This window comes from Gilliamella sp. B2828, assembly GCF_026537125.1.
Lineage (GTDB): Bacteria > Pseudomonadota > Gammaproteobacteria > Enterobacterales > Orbaceae > Gilliamella.
Window position 1 is genome coordinate 160,402 of sequence record NZ_JAFNMU010000001.1, and the last position, 16,787, is coordinate 177,188.

16 protein-coding genes are annotated in these 16,787 nt (G+C 36.5%); 1 reads left to right on the forward strand and 15 read right to left on the reverse strand.

The window, feature by feature from the left end; all coding sequences use genetic code 11:
- Positions 1-78: 78 nt before the first annotated feature.
- The 14 genes from J3U19_RS11495 to J3U19_RS00745 all read right to left on the reverse strand — a co-directional run bounded on the left by J3U19_RS11495 (position 79) and on the right by J3U19_RS00745 (position 15,259).
- Complete coding sequence (locus tag J3U19_RS11495) at positions 79-3,042, reverse strand: DNA translocase FtsK 4TM domain-containing protein (protein ID WP_416380317.1); 2,964 nt, start codon at positions 3,040-3,042, stop codon at positions 79-81.
- 626 nt (positions 3,043-3,668) lie between these two features.
- Complete coding sequence (locus J3U19_RS00685) at positions 3,669-4,913, reverse strand: Bcr/CflA family multidrug efflux MFS transporter (RefSeq protein WP_267345181.1); 1,245 nt, start codon at positions 4,911-4,913, stop codon at positions 3,669-3,671.
- A gap of 152 nt (positions 4,914-5,065) precedes the next feature.
- The gene (gene rsuA, locus J3U19_RS00690; RefSeq protein ID WP_267339559.1) at positions 5,066-5,755 is read right to left on the reverse strand and encodes a 16S rRNA pseudouridine(516) synthase RsuA; all 690 of its coding nucleotides are present in this window, start codon (positions 5,753-5,755) and stop codon (positions 5,066-5,068) included.
- A 20-nt stretch (positions 5,756-5,775) separates the two neighbouring features.
- Positions 5,776-6,507, reverse strand: a complete 732-nt coding sequence (locus tag J3U19_RS00695) for a class I SAM-dependent methyltransferase (RefSeq protein WP_267345182.1) — start codon at positions 6,505-6,507, stop codon at positions 5,776-5,778.
- The gene (gene prlC / locus J3U19_RS00700; protein WP_267345183.1) at positions 6,494-8,521 is read right to left on the reverse strand and encodes an oligopeptidase A; all 2,028 of its coding nucleotides are present in this window, start codon (positions 8,519-8,521) and stop codon (positions 6,494-6,496) included. Before prlC ends, J3U19_RS00695 begins: the two co-directional genes overlap by 14 nt.
- A 93-nt stretch (positions 8,522-8,614) precedes the next feature.
- Entirely contained in the window at positions 8,615-8,872 is a 258-nt protein-coding gene (locus J3U19_RS00705) for a BolA family protein (protein ID WP_267339556.1), read from the reverse strand.
- Between the two features lie 91 nt (positions 8,873-8,963).
- Complete coding sequence (locus J3U19_RS00710; protein WP_267339555.1) at positions 8,964-9,236, reverse strand: STAS domain-containing protein; 273 nt, start codon at positions 9,234-9,236, stop codon at positions 8,964-8,966.
- A gap of 15 nt (positions 9,237-9,251) precedes the next feature.
- Entirely contained in the window at positions 9,252-9,884 is a 633-nt protein-coding gene (gene mlaC, locus J3U19_RS00715; protein ID WP_267339554.1) for a phospholipid-binding protein MlaC, read from the reverse strand.
- 2 nt (positions 9,885-9,886) lie between these two features.
- On the reverse strand, positions 9,887-10,474 hold the full coding sequence (gene mlaD / locus J3U19_RS00720) for an outer membrane lipid asymmetry maintenance protein MlaD (RefSeq protein WP_267339553.1): 588 nt from the start codon (positions 10,472-10,474) through the stop codon (positions 9,887-9,889).
- Between the two features lie 11 nt (positions 10,475-10,485).
- Positions 10,486-11,265 (reverse strand): lipid asymmetry maintenance ABC transporter permease subunit MlaE, encoded by a 780-nt coding sequence (gene mlaE, locus J3U19_RS00725; RefSeq protein WP_267345185.1) that lies wholly within the window; start codon positions 11,263-11,265, stop codon positions 10,486-10,488.
- On the reverse strand, positions 11,265-12,056 hold the full coding sequence (gene mlaF, locus J3U19_RS00730; RefSeq protein WP_416380326.1) for a phospholipid ABC transporter ATP-binding protein MlaF: 792 nt from the start codon (positions 12,054-12,056) through the stop codon (positions 11,265-11,267). Before mlaF ends, mlaE begins: the two co-directional genes overlap by 1 nt.
- A gap of 307 nt (positions 12,057-12,363) precedes the next feature.
- Positions 12,364-13,062: a methionine ABC transporter permease gene (locus tag J3U19_RS00735; RefSeq protein WP_267339550.1), complete on the reverse strand. Its 699-nt coding sequence runs from the start codon at positions 13,060-13,062 to the stop codon at positions 12,364-12,366.
- Entirely contained in the window at positions 13,063-14,106 is a 1,044-nt protein-coding gene (locus tag J3U19_RS00740) for a methionine ABC transporter ATP-binding protein (RefSeq protein ID WP_267345186.1), read from the reverse strand.
- Complete coding sequence (locus J3U19_RS00745; protein ID WP_267345188.1) at positions 14,099-15,259, reverse strand: amidohydrolase; 1,161 nt, start codon at positions 15,257-15,259, stop codon at positions 14,099-14,101. Before J3U19_RS00745 ends, J3U19_RS00740 begins: the two co-directional genes overlap by 8 nt.
- A 184-nt stretch (positions 15,260-15,443) precedes the next feature.
- Between J3U19_RS00745 and J3U19_RS00750 the strand changes: the two genes are divergently transcribed.
- Positions 15,444-16,292: a MetQ/NlpA family ABC transporter substrate-binding protein gene (locus tag J3U19_RS00750; RefSeq protein WP_267345190.1), complete on the forward strand. Its 849-nt coding sequence runs from the start codon at positions 15,444-15,446 to the stop codon at positions 16,290-16,292.
- A gap of 72 nt (positions 16,293-16,364) precedes the next feature.
- Here the strand turns inward: J3U19_RS00750 and J3U19_RS00755 are convergent, their stop codons facing one another.
- Positions 16,365-16,700, reverse strand: a complete 336-nt coding sequence (locus J3U19_RS00755; protein WP_267339546.1) for a rhodanese-like domain-containing protein — start codon at positions 16,698-16,700, stop codon at positions 16,365-16,367.
- Positions 16,701-16,787 lie beyond the last annotated feature (87 nt).

Here is a 16,787-nt window from a genome sequence, read left to right on the forward strand (position 1 = left end):
ATCATTTTTTTGTGATGCCATATTTTCAGATCGCCAACTCATTCAAGCAAAGGGTTGGCGGATGTTTTATTTACAAAATCAATAATTATTGTGTGGTGATGCAGCAAGAACTTCACGATTTCCATTGTGGCTAGGAGCACTAATGATACCTTCAACTTCCATTTGTTCCACAATTCGGGCTGCTCTATTGTAACCAATACGGAATTTTCGTTGTACACTAGATATAGACGCTCTTCGTGTTTCAACGACAAAGGCTACCACTTGGTCAAATAATGGATCAAGCTCTTCCTGAAACAGATCCGCCCCTCCGTTTTCACCATCATCGGTTGCGACGGTAACGTTTTCAATGTATTTTGGTGTACCGCGCGCTTTCCAATCTTGTACCACTGCGTGTACTTCTTCATCACGGACAAACGCCCCGTGAACACGAATTGGAATAGAACTATTCGGTGCTAAATACAGCATATCGCCCATACCGAGCAACGATTCGGCACCCATCTGATCTAAAATGGTGCGCGAATCAATTTTACTTGATACCGTAAAAGCAATACGAGTTGGAATGTTCGCTTTGATTAAACCAGTGATCACATCTACCGATGGGCGCTGGGTGGCTAACACAAGATGAATGCCTGCGGCTCTTGCTTTTTGTGCTAGTCTGGCGATTAACTCTTCCACTTTTTTGCCAACAGCCATAATAAGATCAGCAAATTCATCGACCATAACGACAATGTAAGGCAGTTTTTCCAGCGTTGGCATTTCAAGATCCATACTGTCAGTTGGTTTCCAAAGGGGATCTGGAATCGGTCTACCCATATTTTCGGCTTGCTTAATTTTGTCGTTATAACCTGCAATATTACGTACGCCTAAAGCTGCCATAAGACGATAACGGCGTTCCATTTCGTTAACACACCAATTCAGTGCATTAGCGGCATCTTTCATATCCGTAACGACTTGGGTTAATAAGTGTGGAATGCCTTCATAAATGGATAACTCAAGCATTTTTGGATCGATCATTATAAATCTTACATCTTCAGGTTTCGATTTATATAAAATGCTTAAGATCATCGCATTAACACCAACCGATTTACCTGATCCCGTTGTCCCTGCTACAAGAAGATGAGGCATTTTGGCTAAATCTGCAACTACAGATTGTCCTGCTATATCTTTACCGAGTACAACAGTGAGCGGTGATTGTGCATTTCTAAATTGAGGGCTATCAAGTACATCTCTAAAATAGACGGTTTGGCGATTTTTATTTGGTAATTCAATTCCTACATACGGTTTGCCGGGAATCACTTCTACCACACGTACAGATGGCATGGATAATGAACGGGCTAAATCACGATCTAATGTTGAAATGCGTGCAGCTTTAATGCCTGGTGCAAGTTCAATTTCAAAGCGAGTAATAACAGGTCCAGGTAAATAGTCAACGACTTTTGCTTTAACTCGATAATCAGATAAACTTTTTTCCAGAAGATTGGCCGTTGCGTTTAACGCTGAATGATCGATTTCAATTCGTGTTGTTGGTGGTGCTGTCAGTAAATTCAACGATGGTAAAGGTGTTGTTGGTTTTGGCAAAGGCTTATTGTCACGCCTTAATAGAGGGTGAATTAAACTTTCCTCTTCTTTCTCGTTCTCATTGTCATTTTTTTTCTCTTTTTCTTCTTTTACCTGCTCTACTTCAACAGTAGAATGTTGAGGTATTTCTTCTATCTCTTGTTCATCAAGATAGATATCATCAATAACAGGGTTCACTTTTTTCAAAGACTCAATATCAACATCATAGGGTTGTTGTCTTTCAATAACTTCTTCTTTGGGTTTTTCATGATCATTGTCAACCTCAATGATTGTTGAAAAATCAGTTTTTGGTGGTGTGATTTCACTGATAGGCTCAAATGGATTTATTTTAATCTCTTGGTTCAGTTCTGTTTTATGGGAATCATAGCCTACTGTGAATAAAGGTTTGCTCGGTGCATCAGAAATGGTATATTTGTTTTCTTCCAAAGCTTTCACCTCTTCAGATTTATCTGATTGTGTGTCAGGTGAGGTTTTTCGCTCATTCATATTTTTTAAGATCACTTCCATACGAGCTAAAATATCATTAGAATCAATGTTCTTTTTAGATTCATCACGAGTATCTTGATTCGATAAATCGTTTTGATCCATCGTTGTTTTTTCAAGCTCTTGCAATAATTGTTCCGCAGTTTTGATGAATGCTTCATTATCTTTATGTATGTTTGATTCTATATTTTGTTCTGCTTTATCTGTATTGATTTCATCATTGATGTTTTCTTCACTGGCTATGATTGATGTTGATGGGGCGATCTCAGTTTTTACTGTATCGCAATCAAGTGGCATAGTGAATTTTGGTTCTTGCTCTTTATCAACAATTGATGGCTCTGTGTCTGTCTGTTGGTGAGTATTGATTATCGGGTTAGTTTTACGTGATAAAATCAACTTTGGAAATGGCGTAATGAGTAACATAACCAAAGCACCTAATTTTTCCATTAAGTAAAACCAAGATAACCCAGTTAATAAAGTGATGCAGGCAAGGCTTGTAATGAGTAATACTAATGAAATAGTCAGAGTATTCATTACAGGTAAAAGACTTTCAATGACAATTGCTCCTAAATACCCTCCAGCGTTAAATTGTTCCGCATCACGAATGTTTAAGGCAAAAAAACCGGTACTACTAAAAATAAATGCTAAAATACCAATTATGCGAAATGATAAACTAAAATAATTGATAGGTGCATTGGCGTTACGATAATAATAGATCACCATTTGTGAACTAAAGAATATCGAGATAAATGGGATAGTGAAAGCAATAAAACCTAAGAATTGGAATAAAATATCTGAAACATAGGCTCCAATAAAGCCACAATAATTGCTGATTGGATAGTGCCATGCAGTACGAGACCATCCAGGATCAGATGGATTATAAGAAAATAGGGATAAAAATAGACCAACAGATAATCCTATAATTGCCAGTAAAATGAATTGAGTGATTATCTGTTTTCTTGTTGTTTTTGACTTTTTCAAGTACATACCTAAACAATTGCAACAGTTAACATTGTTAGCATTTTATCATAAATTGCATTCTCTCACAGAGTGAATAAACCATAAAGCATCATTATTCTTACTAGTATTAATCCATCCATGATAGGTTTTTGATAAATCTTTGTCCGTTTTGTACCGTATTTTAAGTATTTTGTCTATGAACGACGAAATTAACATTAGTGTGTTTGTGAACGAATTTGGCGGGTGACTTTCCATAATTCAACCCTTTTTTAGGTAACGTATGCGTCACTTATGATTAGTCTAAAGAAACAATTTTCGCAATTTTGTATTGTTAAAGAGGGTATTTATCATACCGATTGAACTATTATCCTCAATATGACCATTGCGTAGAATACCGTTGTGAGTAACGGTAATATTTTTAATCACAATACAAGAATATGGATATTAATAGGCACTGAACAATTATTTTGAATATTGTTAAATATTGCCAAGATAAATCAAGCAATATCACTCTCGCTAGAGGGTATTAAACCTAATTAATACTCATTGATTGCAAATTCCATAACCAATAATATTCAGCGTATTGATAATATATTAATGTCCATGAAGTTGTGGATATTCATCTCCTCCTAATTGGTAGATCATGGTTATTTTATTTTGATATTTCTGATTTTTAAAAAGAGACCGACAGCAAGAAAATTGCATAAAATCATGGAACCTGTCATTAACCATTCACTAATGTTGTCTGAAACTGTTGTTACAGTTGTAAAATTTGAGACCAGTAATGATAATGATATACCAACAGCTCCCGCTACTGCGAATCGAATTGTGCCCGCAAGCGAAGAGGCTGTTCCGGCGATATGTGGGTAAAAATCTAAAATAATTGCCATGCTATTTCCGCCTATGGTTGACATACAGCCAATATATCCAGCAATAAAGATAATCAAATAGATGAAATCTAAATTAAATAGTGTCACGACCATCAGTCCAATTGCCATTACAAATTGGATAAAAAGACCTAACTGCATCATCTTAAATGAACCCACATGCTTAACTAAACGGCTGTTTAGTGTATTCATAAATACCATAACAATAATATTAAGCGCAAAGTAATAACCAAAATTTGTCGGTGCAACACCATGTAGGTTCATATAAACAAAGGGTCCTAAACTTAAAAATGAGAATAAACCTGCGCCTGCAAAGGCTCCTATCATCATATAAGCCAACACTTGCCCATGACGGAATAACGTAATGAAATTACTAAAAATACGGGTGAAACTGAATTTAGCGCGTTTTGTTTTTGATAATGTTTCTGGAATAAAAAAGATAACTAAAGCCAGTCCTAACAGTGCAGTTAAACTAATAGTGTAAAAATTAGCTTGCCAATTAAACCAATAGAGAATAAATCCACCAATGATCGGTGCAAGCAGAGGGGCGACATTGGATATTAGCATTACAAACGACATCATTTTAGAAAAGTCATCGCGATCACGATAAATATCTTTCATTAACGCATTAATTACTATGGTTGTTGCGGCGGCAGCAACGCCATGAAAAAAGCGAGAGGTAATTAATCGATTGATATTTTCGGCAATACCACAACTTAATGCTGCAACTATGAAAATAACCAGACCCACAATTAAAACATAGCGTCGTCCGTAGCTATCAGTAATAGGACCAAATAAGAGTTGTCCAAAAGAAAATCCTAATAAATAACAACTAATGGTAAGTTGTACTGTCGCATCCGCTACGTTAAAATCTTGAGCAATGGTTGGCATGCTTGGTAGATACATATCTATGGATAATGGCATTAACATAGATAATAATCCAAGAATTAAAATCAGTTTTTTTTTGGAAATGTTGATTCCTAACTGTAAATGTTGATCTTGCACTGATTGAGTCCTGTTTCTGTTCTAACCTGTACAGTGATGAATATGTTGTCTAAAAAACGATAACCATACCTGCAATTTAGTAAAAGATGTTGAAATATTCAATATTGATTTAACCTACTAAAAATTATTTAACTTGATTAAATATCTTAATTTTAGTTAAACGAATTAATTTCATCTTGAGTGAGGGGGCGATATTCGCCCTCGGGAATATCAATCTTAATATTGCCTATTTGTTTACGGTGTAATTCAACCACATGATTGTCTACAGCTGCAAACATACGTTTAACTTGATGATATCGTCCTTCGCTAATGGTAAGCTCCGCATGGAAATCGTCAAGAATATTTAATTTGGCTGGTTTCGTTAGTGATTTCTCACTTTTTAATTGAATACCATTGTTGAAAACTTTGATGAGATCTGCACTTAATGGGCGCTCAACAGTCACCAGATAGATTTTTTCACAATGATGCTTAGGCGAAGTAATGCGATGTGACCACTGACCATCATCAGTTAATAGTACCAATCCTGTTGTATCAAGATCCAATCTACCAGCAGCATGAAGTTTTTCTGGCATAGGTTCATCAATAAAATAAAGAATCGTTGGGTGATCAGGATCATCGGTTGAGCAAACATAACCTTTAGGTTTATTTAACATAAAATAGCGGTTTTCGGTAATGGGTGTAATCTTAAAGCCATCATATTCAACAGTTTGTTTAGGTGATAATTGATGAGCACCTGATTTAATAATTGCACCGTCAACAGTGACTTTTTTTGCTTTTAATTCTTTATTAACAATCGTTCGGCTGATACCGAGATGATGAGCAAGAAACTTATCTAATCGCATAAATTATGAATTTTCCTGTATTACTTTAAAGGGGTATAAATATCAAAACGATGATTCTTCGTTTTAATTTCTGCTGTTGGTTTTTGGTTAGCTAAAAAGGGTGCATAGCTAGGGCGTTTAACCACTACACGTTTGTTGGCTAACAGCCTTGCTGGCTCAAGTAAACCGTCTGCATCTTCATCGCTGCCCACTAATTGCTGAAAAATGCGCATCTCTTTTTTGACGAGTGCACTTTTGGTTCGATGAGGGAACATAGGATCAAGATAGACCACATCGGGTTTTTGAGTGTGAGTGCCTAATCCATCAATACTTGAGTGATAAATCAAATGTAGATGTTGCTGTAACCAAGAACCAATATTTTCATCTAAATAAGCACGCTGTAGACCGTCTTGTAATAGTGCCGCAACAACAGGATGTCGTTCAAACATAGTGACATGACAACCAATGGCGGCAAGTACAAATGCGTCGCGGCCCAGTCCAGCGGTGGCATCGATAACCATTGGTAAATGCTCCCCTTTAACGCCAACAGCCTTAGCGATAGCTTCACCTCGTCCTCCACCAAATTGACGACGATGAGCCATAGCACCGGATACAAAATTGACGCATATTGAGCCTAATTTGGGTTCGTCGTTTTTTTGTAATTCGAGTTGGTTGTTTTGATTTACAAGAGTGAACGGCAGATCGGTATGTGTGGATAACCACTGCTCAGCGATTCGTTTGAGCTGAGCAGTGTCAGGATTACTTAATTCCATAGTGACGAAGCAATGCCTCAAGTTGTGGTTCGCGACCCCGGAAATTTTTGAATAATGTCATTGGTTCATCGCTGCCACCTTGTGACAAGATCTTGTCAAGAAAAGCATTGCCGGTGTTAGTATTGAAGATACCTTCTTCTTCAAATCGTGAAAATGCATCAGCTGACAATACTTCTGCCCATAAATAGCTATAGTAACCAGCGGCGTAACCACCAGCAAAGATATGACTGAAAGCATGTGGAAACCGACCCCATTCAACAGTGGGCACTACAGCTACTTGTTGTCGGACTTTTTTTAGTGTTTCTAAAATATCCGGATCTTTTTGACTGTGTAAAATAAAGTCAAATAAGCCAAACTCTAACTGGCGTAAAATAAATAATGCCGCTTGATAGTTTTTAGCATCCAACATTTTATCTAACATCTCTTTTGGTAATGGTTCACCAGTTTGATAATGTCCTGAGATAAACGAAAGTGCATCGGGCTCCCAGCACCAGTTTTCTAAAAATTGACTTGGTAATTCCACCGCATCCCAAGGTACACCATTAATACCGGCAACGCCTGGTACTTCAACTTCGGTCAACATGTGGTGTAAGCCATGCCCAAATTCATGAAATAAGGTAGTGACTTCGTTATGAGTGAATAACGCAGGTTTATTACCAATCGGTCGGTTAAAATTACACGTTAAATAAGCAACAGGTTTTTGTATATGACCGTCAGCAAAATGCATTCGACCGATGCAATCATCCATCCAGGCGCCACCACGTTTATGTTCGCGTGCATATAAATCAAGATAGAAGCTACCTTTAAGTTCTCCATCAGCAGTATAAAGATCATAGAATTTAACTTCTGGATCCCAAACCTCAACATCTTGGCGTTCTTTCGCAGTAATACCAAAGAGCCGATGTACAACTTCAAATAGACCACTAATCACGCGTTGCTCTGGAAAGTACGGGCGTAACTCTTCATCATTGATGGTGTAAAGATGCTGTTTTTGTTTTTCGCTGTAATAGGCTATATCCCATGGTTGTATATCACTGGCACCGAAAAACTCATAAGCATAACGTTTAAGTTCGGCAAGTTCTTTTTCGCCTTGTGGTTTGGCTTTAGAGGCTAGATCAGTCAGAAATTCGATTACTTGCGTGGTGGATTTTGCCATTTTTGTCGCAAGTGATTGGTCAGCATAGGTCTTAAATCCTAATAATTGTGCAAGCTCATCGCGTAACGTTAAAATTTGTTTGATGATTTGGGTATTATCCCACTTACCAGCATTTGGACCTTGGTCTGATGCACGGGTATTATAAGCTTGATAGAGTTCAAAGCGTAGTTCACGGTTATCGCAATAGGTCATTACGGGCAGATAGCTTGGAATGTCTAAGGTAAGTAACCAGCCTTCTTCACCTTTAGCTTTAGCCTGCTCTTGGGCAGCTACAAGGGCACTTTCGGGTAGCCCCGACAAGGCTTTAACATCCGTGATTAATTTAGACCAACCCATAGTTGCATCTAATACATTATTGCTATAGGTTGATGATAATTCGGATAGTTTTGCAACAATTTCACCATAACGTTTCTGTTTTTCATCGGGTAAGCCAATGCCTGATAATTCAAAATCACGTAGGGCATTATTAATAACTTTTTTCTGAGCTTTTGTCAGTTTGGCATATTGTTCACTTTCTTTAAGTTGTTTATAGGCCTCATATAAAGGTTTATGTTGACCAACCCAAGTGCTGTATTGAGAGAGTAGTGGTAAACACGCTTCATAAGCTTCGCGTAATTCAGGGCTATTTTTGACCGAGTTTAAATGACTAACAGGCGACCAAGCACGACTGAATTTTTCGTCCATTTCATCAATTGGTTGGATTAAATTTTCCCAAGTATAGTGGTTGTTTTGTTTTAATACTGTTTCAATCGTATGACGGCTATTTTTTAATGTTTCTTGTATGGCTGGCAAAACATGTTCTGGCCTAATCTTTGAAAATAGGGGTAACGGTGCGTTTGTTAATAATGGGTTAGTCATGTTACGATACCTTATGTACATTGATATTTTCTATTAATAGAGAATAATATTGAGGCTAAAAAACGTTTATTCAAGGTTTAATAAGAATGATCCTTATAATCCCATTAGTTTGCGCTCACGTTGCCATTCAATAGGTGTATACGTTTTTATGGATAGCGCATGGATACGATTATCATTAATAAATTCTGCTAAAGGAGCGTAAATGGCTTGCTGTTTTTTTACTCGGCTAAGATCAGCAAATAATTTTCCAACTGCAATAACTTGAAAGTGACTTCCGTCGTCAGTCATAACATGAATATCGTCAAGTTCAAGTGAACCTTTTAATTTATTTATAATTTCTTGTTTATCCATTATTTATTCTCATCATTACTCTAAACTATAGAGTTTATTTTTGTAAAAAAGTTTCAGGTTATGGGGGTGTTTCAGTATAAAATCTAATAAATCAATCATCAATGACATGTTGTAAATCATATAAAGTGATTAATGTTTGTAATTGTGGATTTATACTTTTGAGTTTTACACAATATTTAATACAAAAATAGACTAAAGTCGCGAGTCCTGAAGAATCAACTCGGCTCAGCTCTCCTAAATCAATGTATTTAACACCATTTAATATAGAGCTTTGCGCTGACCATAAATCATTTAAAGCGTGAACATCGAGTTCACCCTGTAAATACAATACATCTTGTTGTTTATCTGTTTTGATTCGCGACATTATAAAATAGCCTTTTTATTTAGCGTTAAGATCAATATTGCGATTTGATAGATCATTGAGTTGTTTGGTTAATGCTTCAATCCCTTTTTGGCGCAAAATAGTTGCCCATTCGTTTTGTTTAGTGGTAACCATGCTTACCCCTTCAGCGGTTAGGTCATAAGCTTTCCATTCACCAGTAACAGTATTTTTTCGCCATTGGAAATCAATACGGATAGGTTGTTGATTTTTATCTGGTTGATTTAATAATATCCGGATTGAAACAAGTGATTTGCCATCTAAATTTTTTGATTTTTCAACTTGATAACTCTGACCATTGTACATTGATAGCGCTTGAGCAAATGCTTGTATTAAATAGTTTTCAAACGCGTTGAAGTAAGCTGTACGTTGTGCTTCAGTCGCAGATTTATAAGCACTACCTAAGATTAATGCCCCTGCATATTTAACTTGTACGTAAGGAAGTAAATCCCTTCTGACCATATCTTTAAGTTTGTTCGGATCAGATTTAATTGTTGATGATTCCGCTTTCATCGTACTAAAAATTTTGTCTGCTGCAACTTGCATATCTTGATATGGATCGTTTGCAAATGCCGTAGCGCTTATCATTAAAGTCAGTACTAAAAAAAAGGTTTGTTTAAATTTGGTTAACATAGTTACTCCTTATTGTCATTAGTATCTTGTTTTTTATCTTTATCTGATGATCCACCGGCACTATATAAAAATTGTCCAATTAAATCTTCAATGACTACTGCTGGCTTTGTGTTATAGATAATAGAGCCATCTTCAAGATAAGGATTGATATCTTCTTTATTATGACTGTCCTTACTTGGTAAAGATGTCGGTGCATCTAAAGCATCAACATCGTATTCTATGCTTTGATCTAATCCAAAGTTAATATCGATAAATTGTTCACCTAATAGACCTGATGTTTTAATTGAAAGTGCACTTAATTTTGGAATTTTATTATATTGGGTGTCTAAATCCATGGTTACCCAAGGTTTATAGTCTTCATTGTTCGTAGCTTTTAAACTTATATTACTGACACGGCCAATAACAACACCACCAATTTTAATTGGTGAGCGTACTTTTAAACCACCAATATTATCAAATTGCGCATAAACTCTATACGAATTATGACTGATAAACGATGTTGGGTCAGTTACTCTAAAGCATAAGAATAGTACTGAGACAATAACCAGCACCATAAATAATCCCACTGTAATTTCTACTTTACGACTCATGTTAAATGACCTCAATTACTAAACATTAATGCGGTTAAAATAAAATCTAACCCCAAAATAACCAATGATGAATAAACAACTGTATTAGTTGTTGCCCGACTAATTCCTTCCGATGTTGGTACACAATCGTATCCATTAAAAAGTGCAATCCAAGTGCTCGCAATAGCAAATGCGAAACTTTTAATAAAACAGTTACCTAAATCATGCCACCAATCGACATTACTTTGTATGGATGACCAAAAGAATCCTGCGTCAATCCCTTTCCAATCAACACCAACTAATACGCCACCTATGATGCCGACCGCAACAAAAATCGCTGTTAAAAAAGGCATGCTGAAAAATCCTGCCCAGAACCGTGGAGCGATAATTCGGCGTAACGGATCGATTGCCATCATTTCCATACTCGATAATTGCTCGGTTGCTTTCATAAGACCAATTTCAGCTGTTAAAGCAGAACCTGCACGACCGGCAAAAAGCAGTCCCGCAACAACAGGTCCTAGCTCTCGTAATAATGCCAATGCAACCAACATCCCTAAACTGGCTTCAGTACCAAATGTTGTTAAAATAAAGTAACCTTGTAACGCTAGTACCATGCCGATAAACAGACCTGACACGATAATAATGGATAGTGATTGAACACCAACAAAATAGAATTGTTTGATCAGTAATGGGAATTGTTTTTTAAATTGAGGCTGACCAATCAATGCACCAAATAGCATCATTCCTGATCGGCCAATTAGGGCGATCACATTAATCAACCATTGCCCAATTTTCTCGAGTAAATTCAACATTATTTTATCCCTCTACATAGGTCCGATTTGTAATCATTAGCAGGATAATGAAAAGGCACAGGTCCATCAGCAAGTCCTTCCAAGAATTGTTTGACTCGTAAATCGTTATTGTCACGTAGTTGCTCTGAGGTACCTCCAGCGATAATATGCTGTTCTGCTACAATGTAGGCGTAATCGGCTATACTCAATACTTCATTTACATCATGACTGACCACAATGCATGTTAAGCCTAAGGATTGGTTAATTTCAGAAATAAGCTTAACTATTACACCCATTGAAATGGGATCTTGCCCAGCAAAAGGTTCATCAAACATGATTAAATCTGGATCAAGTGCAATCGCTCTAGCTAATGCAGCTCGCCTAGCCATCCCTCCAGATAATTCTGATGGCATCATGTTTGCCGCACCACGAAGTCCTACGGATTGTAACTTCATTAATACCAAATTATGTAATACAGGCTCAGGTAATCTAAGATGTTCACGCAGTGGATAAGCAACATTATCAAATACTGATAGGTCAGTAAATAATGCGCCTGATTGAAATAGCATGCTCATGCGTTTGCGTACTTCATATAGCCTTGCGCGGGACATGGTGGGTATGTCTTCACCATCAAATAAAATCTGTCCTGTTTGTGGTTTTAATTGTCCACCAATCAGTCTTAATAGTGTAGTTTTACCAATTCCAGAAGGTCCCATAATAGCGGTTATTTTACCTTTTGGAACGGTCAAACTCATATTTTTATAAATAGGTCGCGTTCCACGATAAAAAGACATATCGTGTATTTCAACCAAATTTTGCTGTAATGCATCAGTCACAATGATTTCCTACACTACCAGAATTAAAATTTCGCCTATTTTACTTGATATTTATAAATAATGAAATCTATTAAACACATTATCAGTGAGTCTGTTTTTACTGTTTTAGCGATATTATAACTTGATTATTCAGATATTTTATACTCAAACGTATAGTTAATCTGAAACTTTTTTACACTCATTATTTTTTATTAATATGCAATAAAATAGAATTTGAACTCATGTAATGGAATTAATGCAATCAACAAGCGTAATTTACTCTATATATCAACGCGTAATTGAGCTATTCATGGCGTGCCTTACGGGCTAAGTAGTTACCCGTACTTTGGACAAATTGAATGACAATAACCAAAATAAAGACGCAAATATAAGTCACTGTGGTGTCAAAACGTTGATAACCATATGAAACCGCTAAATCGCCGATACCCCCAGCACCAATAGCACCTGCCATAGCGGTAGCTCCAATTAATCCAATTGTGGCGGTTGTAAGCGTTAAAAGTAATGAGCTAAAAGCTTCAGGTAACATAAAGTGCCAAATTATTTGGATAGGTGTTGCGCCCATGGCTTGGGCTGCTTCAATAATACCGCTTTTTACATCTAATAACGAATTTTCCACTAATCGAGCTATGTAAGGGGCGACATAAAAAGTCAGTGGGACAATTGCAGCTGTGGTGCCAATTGAGCTACCGACAATAAACTTTGTTAAAGGCAAAATTGCCACAAGCAAAATGATAAATGGCAAGGAACGGACTAAATTTATCATTGGGTTGATAACCCGGTATACCCGTCTGTTTTCAAGCAGACCTGAAGGACGAGTTGTGACTAAACAGATACCTAGCGGAATGCCAATTAATGAGCCCAATATTAAAGAACACACGACCATAATCAATGTTTCGTAAGAGGCTTGTACAAACTGATCAGAAGTGACCGTTGTGGCAAAAGTCGTGCTTAAATAACTCAATATATTATTTAATATTTGCATTTAGTTGATCTCCCATTGTTTTATTTCGGTCACTTGAACATCACGTTCACGTAGATAGTGTACCGCTTCTTTAATGTGGTTATCATCTCCTTTTAATTGAACAAACATACTGCCTAAAACCGTTTTTTCGATTTCTGACATATGGGCAAATAAAATATTCACGATGACTTTTTGTTGTAATATGAGTGAATTAATGACGGGTTCAGAGGCTGAACGTCCTAAAAACTCCAATTTGAATAATTTGATATTATTTTTGTTTTCCTCAATCTTTAATAGATTTTCAATTACCCCACTTGGGATTTGATCGTTTATCACAGAGCTGACAAAATTTTGGGTGGTATGGTGTTTCGGATAGCCAAATACATCAAGCACATTACCATGCTCAATAATTCTGCCTTTTTCCATTACGGCAACTTTGTGACAAATTCGTTCAATCACACTCATCTCATGAGTGATTAATACGACGGTTATTTTATATTTTTCATTGATTTTTCTTATTAAATCTAAAATGGCTTGGGTGGTTTGTGGATCAAGCGCAGATGTGGCTTCGTCGCACAACAGTATATCAGGATCGTTAGCTAAAGCTCGCGCTATACCTATGCGTTGTTTTTGTCCACCTGATAGCTCTTTAGGATGACTATTAGCTTTATCACTTAATCCCACAAATTCTAAAAGTTCCCTCACTTTTCGTTTAATCGTTTGTTTATCTTTTTTGATTAGAACTAACGGAATGGCGACATTTTCAAATACAGTTTTCGACTCGAGTAAATTAAAATGTTGAAAGATCATACCGATTTTTCGACGAACTAGGCGTAAATCTTTACTAGATAATTGGTTGAGTGATTGATTTTGAATAAAGACATTGCCTTGAGTGGGCCTTTCAAGAAAGTTAATTAAACGAACAAGTGTACTTTTTCCTGCCCCGCTATAACCAATAATGCCATAAATATCACCCTTTGCTATGGTTAGGTTGATATTATTTAATGCTTGGGTAGTAATGCCATTACGCTCGTATTGTTTTGATACACATTCAAATTTAATCATGGTTTACCGCCGGCTTTTTATTTTGTGCTAATTGGATGAGTGCTTGTTGGGCAAGTTCAGATAAATATTTAACCGCAGGCATTATCATATCTCGATTAATTTGAAATTTAGGATGATGCACAGCATAAGAACTTTGTGAACCAAGGTTAATAAAAGCGCCTGGAACATGATGTAAGTAATGAGCAAAATCTTCGCCACCTAATTGAGGTTTAAAATCAACAATTTCATAATTTTGCTGCTGAGCCACTTGTTTGGCAAATTCCACCCATTTGGCATCATTGATAATTGAAGGTGGGCCATCAAACCAGCGCAGCTCAGCTTGTGCGCCTAGGGCAGAAGCAATATTTTCAGTAATAATTGTTAACTGCTGTTTAACTCTAGCTCTAATTTTAGGGGTGAGCGTTCTAACCGTTCCTTCCATTTCTACTGTTTCGGGAATTACATTCCAGGTATTTCCACCCTGAAATTTGGTTATACTTACAATAACTGCATCTAATCCGCTGATACTGCGACTCGATATGGTTTGAATGGCATTCACTATTTGAGCACCAACAACAATAGGATCAACACCGGTTTCTGGTCTTGCTGCATGTGCGCCCACACCTTTAACAGTAATTTCAATACGGTCGACGTTAGCAGAAAACGGTCCGGCACAGGATGCCATCTGATTTATGGATAAATTGGGATTATTATGTTGCCCTACTATTGCATCAACACCACTTAATGCGCCGATTTCAATAAAATGTAACGCGCCACTAAAGTTTTCTTCAGCAGGCTGAAACAGTAGACGAATTGTTCCTTTTAAATCGTTTTCATGTGCTTTTAGTAAATAAGCTGCTCCCATTAAAATAGAGGCATGTACATCGTGACCACAGGCATGCATCACATCTGGATTTCTTGAGCGGTAGTCACAAGTAGTTTGTTCTTTGATAGGCAATGCATCAATATCAGCACGTAATGCTAGCACTGGTGAACCTGAGCCAATTTCTGCTATCACTCCCGTTTTAGCTCCTAATTCTAAAATGCGGATATTGGCTTTTTGTAAATAAGATTTTAATCGTTTTGTGGTTTCAAATTCCTGATTAGAAAGTTCAGGATTTTGGTGTAATTCGACAAAGAGCTGATGAATAGTATTTGCGATAGTTTGACTCATAATTTATCCAACGATTAATGATGATTGATGGCATTAACGGTAACATAGGCTTATTTATCTCTCTAATAATCGTTTTTTATATCTTATTCCAAAAAGTTATAAGATAGAATTACTTGGAATAAATGAACTATTTTTTATATGATAGAGTGTATCAAGTGTTTATAGCTTATCAAGGGTAACTCACATGAAAAAATGTTTAATCAAACAAAAATTGTTTAAATACCTATCACTTGTTTTCATCATATGTTCAGCATTTTTTATAAATGCTTGTAATGACTCATCCAAGCAAACCGATAATCAAACGAAAAAAGAGATCAGTATGGGGGTATCGCCCGGTCCCTATAATGATCTGTTTAAAGATGCCGTTAAGCCAATATTGGAATCAGAAGGTTATAAGGTTAAATTGATCAATTTCCCACATTTGCTTGAATCGGATGTAGCTTTAAGCGAAGGAAGTATTGATTTAACCGTCGCTCAGCATACTGCTTATATGGATGTTTTTAATAGTCAACGCAAAGCAAATTTAAAGCCTGTGGTTCATGTTCCATCTGTACCAGCTGCCATATTTTCGAATAAATATACCTCATTAGATCAAGTGTTTGCGGGCGCTAAAGTTGCGATCCCACAAGATGCATCAAATGCTGCCCGTTCTTATAACTTATTAGAAAAAGCAGGTTGGATTAAGTTGAAAGACAATACAGATCCGATCATCGTTAGCAAAAATGATATCGCTCAAAATATTGCCGGGATTGAGATTATTGAAATGGATTCAGCGAACATACCCCGTGTAATGAATGAGGTTGATTTTGCGGTAATACCAGGAAGTATCGTTTATTCAGCTAACATTGACTCAAGTAAAGCGTTACTTTTAGAAACCATTATTCCTGACTTAGAAATTATGGTTGTTGTAAACGGTGGCAATGAAAATAGTCAGTGGGCTCAAGATATTAAGCGTATTTATCAATCCCAACAATTCAAAGATTATATGAAAGCACATAATCAAAATGGTTATTGGGTAATGCCTAAGGAATAAATCAAAATACAAATTAATGCATAGTAGTATAGAGGAAACTAGTCGCCTAAAGCCCGTTTAGTCACGGGCTTTTTAATATCTTATCATCTGATTATCTATAACTGATGCCCAAGCATCAATTCCACCTGTGAGATTATATAGGTTTTGGGCATCAAAGCCATTTTCGACTAAATAATTCGCAACATTTAAACTTCTTACACCACGGTGGCAATAAATAACGATATCGATACCATCTGGAATTTTATCTAAATATAATGGAATAAGATTCATTGGAATGTGTGTTGACCCATTAATGCTGCAAATGTCGACTTCATTAGGTTCACGAACATCAAGTAAGAATAATTCTTCAGATGCCTCTATTTTCTGTGCTAGTTCCACAGGTGTAATTGATTTTATGGTCGTTGTCATTTAAAAACTCATTATCATGTTTGTCAAAAAGTTTGAGGTTACCTATACGTTTTAGTAAAAAATATCAACTAACACCGTTATATTATC